Genomic DNA, 7,396 nt, shown 5'->3' on the forward strand with positions numbered 1-7,396 from the left:
TCCGAGTCGTAGTGCGGGGTGTTGCTGAAGGGCAGCAAGCCGAGGCCGTTCGTCACCGGGCGGAGAGCCGGGCCGAAGGAGTCGGTGGTGCCGCCCACATGCCAGCACAGTGAACCGGCGGAGACTCCACCGAGCACGACCCCCGTCTCCCACGCCTCGCGGAAGATCTCACCGAGCCCGTGCACGGCCCAGACCGCGAGCAGGTTGGCGACGCTGCCCCCACCGACCCAGACGACGTCCTGCGCCAGCAGATGGGCGCGGATGTCGGCGATGTTCGGTATCGGGAACAGCGTGAGGTGGGAGAGCAGCACGTCGGGCCGGTCGCGGTTGAACGCCGCATACCCGCGGGCGTAGGCGGCCTGGTCGTCGCCCAGGGCGGTCTGCAGCAGGCAGACCCGGGGCCGTGCGCCCGCTGCGGACAGACTGATGGCGTGATGGAGGATGGGACCGACCTTGGCTCCGTAGCGGCCGTCCGGAAGGAAGCCACCGCTGGTAGCGAGGATCTGCACGGGTTCGTCGCTCTCTGAAGGCTGTCGCATGTGACGGTCGTCGATCGCATACCCCGCGGTGGATCGTAAAAAGTTATCCACAACCGGACGAAGAGGTAGGCAGACCGGACCGGTTTGAGCCTAGCGTCGCTTCTTGTGACCTTCACCGACGATTCCGCGGACAGGCCGGCCCGGCGCGTCGGCGGCGTACCCGAGGTCCCGGGGGTGAGCATGCGTTCCCGCCTGCGGGACGCCGGCTCTGGAGAGCTCTGGTCGGGTCAGTTCGACCAGTCCGGAATCGAGTGCGTGGTGCGGCGGGTGCGGTTGGCGCCGGACCCGGTGCTGCGTTCCGCGGCGGTCATCGCGGCCCGGGCCCTCGTGGACTTGGAGCATCCCCATCTGGTGCCGGTCGTGGCGGTGTTGCCGACCGCGGAGGGCCTGGCGTTGATCACCGAGCCGGTCGTCGGCGGTGTCAGCCTCGCGCGGCTGCTCGCCGCCCGCGGGGACCTGGACCCCGGTGAGGTCGTCACGATCGGTCTGCCGATCGCGCAGGCCCTGGCCGCCGCGCACGCCGTCGGCGTCGTGCATGGCCGGCTCGAGCGTGCGGACATCCTGTTGGAGCCGAACGGGCGTCCGGTTCTGATCGGGCTCGGGGTCGCGGCGCTGGCCGACGCCGCCAGACCGGATCCGATTCCACCCGAGGCCGCGTCCGCGGACGTCCATGACCTGGCCACTCTGCTGCTCGGGGCGATGCGTGAGGCCACCGGGCCAGACGCGGCCGCGGTGGCGGTGGCGGTGGCGGTGGCGACCGCCATGATCGACGACCCGCGTCGGCGACCGAGCGCCCTGGAACTCGCCGCGTCGCTGGCCCGCAGTGCGACTCCGCTCCCGGTCCGCCTGGCGGGCGGCGGCGAGGCGGGCGGCGGCGAGCCGGGTGGCGCGGCGCGGCGCGGTCCCTCGCCGACCGACACCCTGCCGGCGATCCCCTGGGTGGACCCGCCCGACGATCCGGCCCAGCCCGACCGGGCCATCACCGGAGCGACGGCCGTCAACGCCGCGGAGCTGCTCGACTCGTTGCCGCCACCGCCCCGACGATCGACCCGTGCGACGACCAACCCTCGGAAGGCCGCCCGCGGTGGCGGTCGGGGCTCCGGGGGCAAGGGGTTGGCCACCCCGGGTGCGGCTGCTCCGGGGCCGCGGTCACCGCGTTCCGGCGGATCCACCGGAAGCGGCCAGGGGACGCAGCGAGGTCCGCGTGGGCACACGACCGCCTCGGGCTCCCCGGGCCGGAGCACCCGGCCGACCTCCGCGCGCCGACCGCGTCGGGTGGGAGCCCGCCGCCAGCGCTTGCTGTTCCCGGTGACCGCCGGGCTGGGCCTGCTGGTGGTCGTGGCGGCCGTCGCGTTGCTGTTGGCCAGCCCGGAGAAGGACGATGCACCCGGCGCGGCCGGGACGTCCGCGCCACCAACCGGTGCAGCCTCCGCGGCCGGGCGGGGACCGACGGCGTCGCCGGTCGCCAACCAGTCGCCCGAGCAGGTCTGGCGTTCGGTACTCGCCGAGTTGAACACCGCGCGCAGCCGTGCGTTCGAGCGGGCTGACGAGAGCCTCCTGACGGAGTCTGATGCCGCGGGTAGTGAGCTGCACGCTTCGGATATCGCGCTGATGAGGCAGGTGGTCGCGAGGGGGGCGCATGCCTCGGCACTGCGCAGCGACATCCTCGATCTCAAGGTCCGGGTCGAGGAACCGGACCGCACCGTGCTGCGGGTCACCCAACGCCTGAACGCCTACGACTTCCTCGACGCCGGGGGGAAGGTGCTGGCGCATCAGGCGGCGAAGTCGCCGGAACGACGTGACCTCACCCTGATCCGTACCGGCTCCGGTTGGCGGGTCTCGGAGAACGTCCCGGTCACGGCCGGCTGACCGGACGGTCAGCCGGCCGTGACCGGGCTACAGGCCGAGTTCGGCTTCGAAGGCTCCGTTTTCCAGCCGGTGCTTGATGAAGGCCAGGAAGCGAGCCGCGTCGGCACCGTCGACGATGCGGTGGTCGTAGGTGAGGGACAGGTACACCGTCGAACGAACAGCGATGATCTCGCCCAGCTCCGGATCGTCGACGACGGCCGGCTTCTTCGTCACGATGCCGGTGCCGAGAATGCCCACCTGCGGCTGGTTGATGATCGGAGTGTCGAACAGGGCGCCTCGACTGCCGGTGTTCGTCAGGGTGAAGGTGCCGCCGCCGAGCTCGTCGGGCGAGATTCGGTTGGCCCGGGTGCGGCTCGCCAGGTCGTCGATCTTGCGGGCCAGTCCGATGAGGTTGAGATCGCCGGCGTTGTGGATGACGGGCACGACCAGCCCACGCTCGGAGTCCACGGCGATGCCGAGGTTCTCCTCCCCGTGGTAGGTGACCGTGCCCGCCTCGACGTCGATGCTGGAGTTGAGCTGCGGGAACTCACGCAGCGCCGCACAGGTCGCCAAGGCGAAGAACGGCAGGAATGACAGCTTGACGCCTTCCCGAGCCTGGAAGCCGCTCTTCGCCCGGTCCCGCAGCCGCGCGATCCGGGTGACGTCGGCCTCCACCACGGTGGTGAGCTGCGCGCTGATCTGCAGCGACTCGACCATGCGGCGAGCGACCAACGCCCGCAGGCGGGAGAGCTTCTCGGTCTGGCCGCGGACGGGGGCAGCGCCGGTCGGGGCCACGGCCGGGGCTGTCTGGGCTGTCGGGGCTGTGGGGGGGGGCGCGGGAGTCTCCTGCGCCGCGGGAGCCGCGTCCCGCGGCCGCGCGGCGTCCTGGATGTCCTGCTTGGTGACGCGTCCACCCGGCCCGGTTCCCGCCACGGTTCCCAGGTCCACGCCGAGCTCGGCGGCCATCTTGCGCACCAGCGGGGTGACGTAGCGACCGATGCCGCCGCCGTTCCCGTTGGCGGCGGCCGGGGTCTGGGCCGGGACCGGGGTGAGCTCCGGCCGACGAGCGAACGCCGGTGCGGGTGCGGGTGCCGGTGCGGGCGCCGGAGTGGGCGGAGGCGGCGGTGCCGCGGCAGCCGGCTTCACGGGTTCCGGCGCCGGTTCGGGTTCCGGCGCGGCGGGCGCCTGCGTGGCCTGCGCCGGTGCGGTGCCGCCACCCGCGGACCCGTCGTCGATCACCGCGACCTCGACGCCGACCTCGACGGTCTCATCCTCGGCGACCTTGATCGAGCTGACGACACCGGAGGCGGGGGCGGGGATCTCGGTGTCGACCTTGTCGGTGCTGACTTCGAGCAGTGGCTCGTCGGCCTCGACGCGTTCACCCTCCTGCTTCAGCCACCGCGTGACGGTTCCCTCGGAGACACTCTCCCCGAGCCGGGGCATTGTGACAGATACAGACATGCTGGAACGACTCCTTTGTCGCGTCCGGCATCTGCACCGCGCGGGCGGCCGGCCGGAGGCGCTCATGCTTGGCGTGGCCTGAATCCTGGGCGGATCGGGCCGCGGGGGTGGCACGGGCAGGCACGATCCAGGGCGGTGCCCGCTAACCGTGGACGTGAAGGGGCTTGCCGGCCAGCGCCAGATGCGCCTCGCCGAGAGCCTCGGACAGCGTGGGATGCGGGTGGATGAGCTGGGCGACCTCGGCGGGGAACGCCTCCCAGTTGGTGATGAGCTGAGCCTCGGCGATGAGCTCGCCGACCCGGTCGCCGACCATGTGCACGCCCACCACCGGACCATCGGGGACCGCGATCACAGTGACCGCACCGGAGGTCCTGAGGATCTGGGACTTGCCGTTGCCCGCCAGGTTGTAGGTGACCGTCTTGATCTCGCCGTACCGCTCCCTGGCGACCGCGGCGGTCAGGCCGACCGAGGCCACCTCCGGGTGGGAGTAGGTGACCCGCGGAACGTTGTCGTAGTCGACCGGCACCGGGCCCAGCCCGGCAAGCTGCTCGGCGACGAAGATGCCCTCGGCGAAGCCGACGTGGGCGAGCTGGAGCCCGGGCCGCAGGTCGCCCAGCGCGGACACGGTCGGAATGTTCGTGCGTAGCTGACGGTCGACCAGCACATAGCCGCGGTCGGTCGCGATGCCGACCTCCTCGTAGCCGAGACCTTCCGAGACCGGTCCACGACCGACCGCGACGAGCAGCAGTTCGGCCTCGATGGTGGTCCCGTTCTCGAGGGACACCGTCACGCCCTGGTCGGTGGACTTCACCCCGGAGAACCGCGCGCCGAGATGCTGCTTGATGCCGCGCTTGCGGAAGGCACGCTCCAGCAGCTTGGAGCTGGACTCGTCCTCGAGCGGGACGAGGTGCGGCAGCGCCTCGACGATGGTCACCTCGGCCCCGTAGGACCGCCAGACGGAGGCGAACTCGCATCCGATGGCCCCGGCGCCCAGTACCACCGCGGAGGCCGGCACATGGTCGAGGGTCAGGGCGTCATCGCTGGTGATGACCTTGTCGTGGTCGATGTCCAGGCCGGGCAGGGTCTTGGAATAGGAACCGGTCGCGAGCAGGACGTGCCGACCCTCGATGACCCGGTCGCCGACGGCCACGGCGGTCGGGGAGACCAGCCGGCCGAATCCCTCGACGGCCTCGATCCCCCGGGACTTGATCAGGCCGGTCAACCCCTTGAAGAGCCCGGCGATGACCGAGTCCTTGTAGGAGTTGACTGCGGCCATGTCGATGCCGTCGAGGGTCGAGCGAACCCCGAAGGCCTCGCTTTCGTTGATGTTGTCAACGATCTCCGCCGAATGCAGCAGCGCCTTGGTCGGGATGCAACCTCGGTGCAGGCAGGTGCCGCCGAGCTTGTCCTTCTCGATCAGAACGACGCTCAGGTCGAGTTCCGCGGCGCGCAGCGCGGCGGCGTATCCGCCGCTGCCGCCACCGAGGATGACCAGGTCGACGGGACCGGCCGCTGAATTCGCCACGCCAGGGGTCCCTTCTCGTTGAATCCTGTGGTCTTGCCGGTGGTGCCGAGAGCGTTACTAGTAGCGTCTGCTACGTTGAGTGACAAAGCCGGTGACGCGGTTGGCCGCCGCCCCCGACGGCGTTCCCACCGCTGAGCGCGGCCGCCGAAGCAGGAGCGTCAGGCCACGGCTCGCCCAGCCACGGCAACCGGATGCCAGTCTTTCACGTCGTGAGCCCACTGCCGCTCGGATGGGCGTGACTGTGCTGCATTGCGTGAGGCGCCAGCAACTATTGTGTACCTACCTTCCCCCGCAGGTCAGCCCTCGGCCGGGGACTCAGCCGGGGAACCGGTGGCCGAACCGGGGGAGGCCGTCGTCGTCGCGCGGTCCTGCGCCAGCTGGACGAGCGTGCGTACGATCATGCCGGTGCCTCCCTTGGGGGTGTGGCCGTAGGGCTCTCCACCGTTCCAGGAGGGACCGGCGATGTCGATGTGCGCCCAGGACACCTTCTCGGGGACGAACGAGGCGAGGAAGTGCGCGGCGACCAGCATGCCGCCGTCTCGGTTGCCTCCCGGTGGCACGTTGGCGATGTCGGCCACCGTCGAGTCCAGTCCCTTGCGCAGATCGGGCGGAAGGGGCATCGGCCAGACGCTCTCGTCGGCGGCGGCCGCCGCCGACGAGACCGCGTCCACCGCGGCCGCACGACCCATCAGTCCGCTCGTCCGGTGGCCGAGGGCGACGATCTGTGCGCCGGTCAGGGTGGCCACGTCCACGATCAGGTCCGGTGACTCCTCGTTGGCGCGGACGAGGGCGTCGGCGAGCACCAGCCGGCCCTCGGCGTCGGTGTTGAGCACCTCCACCCGGGTGCCGCCGCGCAGGGTGAGAACGTCGGAGGGGCGGATCGCGTCGCCCGAGGGCATGTTCTCCGCGCAGGGCATCCAGCCGGTGAGAGTGATCGGGAGCTTGAGCCGGGCCGCGGCGATGACGGTGCCGAGCACCGCGGCCGCGCCCGCCATGTCGGTCTTCATCCATTCCATGGAGGTCGACGGCTTCAGGGACAACCCCCCGGAATCGAAGGTGATGCCCTTGCCGACCAGCGCCAGCGCCGGCCGCTCGGATCCACCGCCGCGCCATTCCAGCCGCACCAGCCGCGGTGGATTCGCGGATCCCTGGCCGACACCGAGCAGGCCTCCGAAGCCGCCCTCGGCGAGCGTCACCTCGTCGAGGACCTCGACCGTCACGCCGGCGGCGGTGGCCCGCTCGACGGCGATGTCGGCGAGCAGGGCGGGGGACAGATGGCTCGGCGGCGTGTTCACCAGATCGCGGACCAGGGTGACCGCATCCGTGACGACGGTGGCCCGGCGCAGTTCCTCTTCCGCTGTCGGGAGGCTCTGCTCGTCGACGAGCACCGTCAGCTCCTCGACGGGGCGGGGGCGGCCGTTCGCCGACGTGGTGCGCAGCCCGTCGTAGGAGTAGGTGCCGAGCAACGCGCCTTCGGCCACGGCCCGCACCGACTCCGACGTGACCGCGCCCGGCGCGGCCGCCAGAGCGACGGCCACCCGCGCGGTCCCGGCGAGGGAGCGCACCGCGACCCCGGCCGCCCGGCGTAGTGCCTCGGTGCCGATCGGCGTGGAGGACATCGGCGTGGAGGACATCGGCGTGGACGACGTGGCGAGGGGGCCCAGCCCGACCGCGAGAACCGTCGCGCAGGGCACAGTACCGAGGGTGGCGAAGCGGACCGTCTCGCCGGCCTTGCCGGTCGCGCCCAGCGAGGCAAGCACCTGCGTCAGCCTGCCGCCGAGCGCGGCGTCCAGGTCCGCCGCGCCCCCGGCTACGAGGAGCCCCTCGTCGCCGGTGGCGGTGGCGATCACCACCGCGTCCACATCGAGATCGGCGAGAGCGGCGGCACTGGGCACGATGGTGGTCATGCAGTGAGCGTATTGAACGGGAGGTCTTCCCGACGGGGAGCCGGACCCCACCGGCGGGTGGCCGGAGGCCAGGCCCGCGGTCGTTTCGACCGGTGCCGGCCGGACACTAGCGGGAG

Annotated in this window: 5 protein-coding genes; 1 reads left to right on the forward strand and 4 read right to left on the reverse strand. The window is 71.6% G+C overall.

The window, feature by feature from the left end; translation table 11 throughout:
• Positions 1 to 509: peptidase E (locus tag AC08ON_RS10550; RefSeq protein WP_476616869.1), on the reverse strand; the 509-nt coding region annotated here is incomplete at its 3' end.
• Positions 510 to 719: 210 nt separating this feature from the next.
• Between AC08ON_RS10550 and AC08ON_RS10555 the strand changes: the two genes are divergently transcribed.
• Positions 720 to 2,408, forward strand: coding sequence for a protein kinase (locus AC08ON_RS10555; protein WP_476607854.1), 1,689 nt, complete (start codon positions 720 to 722; stop codon positions 2,406 to 2,408).
• A 27-nt stretch (positions 2,409 to 2,435) separates the two neighbouring features.
• Here the strand turns inward: AC08ON_RS10555 and sucB are convergent, their stop codons facing one another.
• The 3 genes from sucB to AC08ON_RS10570 form a co-directional block, all read right to left on the reverse strand.
• Positions 2,436 to 3,962 (reverse strand): 2-oxoglutarate dehydrogenase, E2 component, dihydrolipoamide succinyltransferase, encoded by a 1,527-nt coding sequence (gene sucB / locus AC08ON_RS10560; RefSeq protein ID WP_476616868.1) that lies wholly within the window; start codon positions 3,960 to 3,962, stop codon positions 2,436 to 2,438.
• A gap of 28 nt (positions 3,963 to 3,990) precedes the next feature.
• Positions 3,991 to 5,373 carry a dihydrolipoyl dehydrogenase gene (lpdA, locus tag AC08ON_RS10565; protein WP_476608458.1) on the reverse strand — a complete coding sequence of 461 codons (1,383 nt, stop codon included), beginning with the start codon at positions 5,371 to 5,373 and terminating at the stop codon, positions 3,991 to 3,993.
• Positions 5,374 to 5,669: 296 nt separating this feature from the next.
• A complete protein-coding gene (locus AC08ON_RS10570) occupies positions 5,670 to 7,280 on the reverse strand; it encodes a leucyl aminopeptidase (protein ID WP_476608459.1) in 1,611 nt (536 codons plus the stop codon).
• Positions 7,281 to 7,396 lie beyond the last annotated feature (116 nt).

The organism is Frankia sp. CoWAU3 (assembly GCF_977971855.1).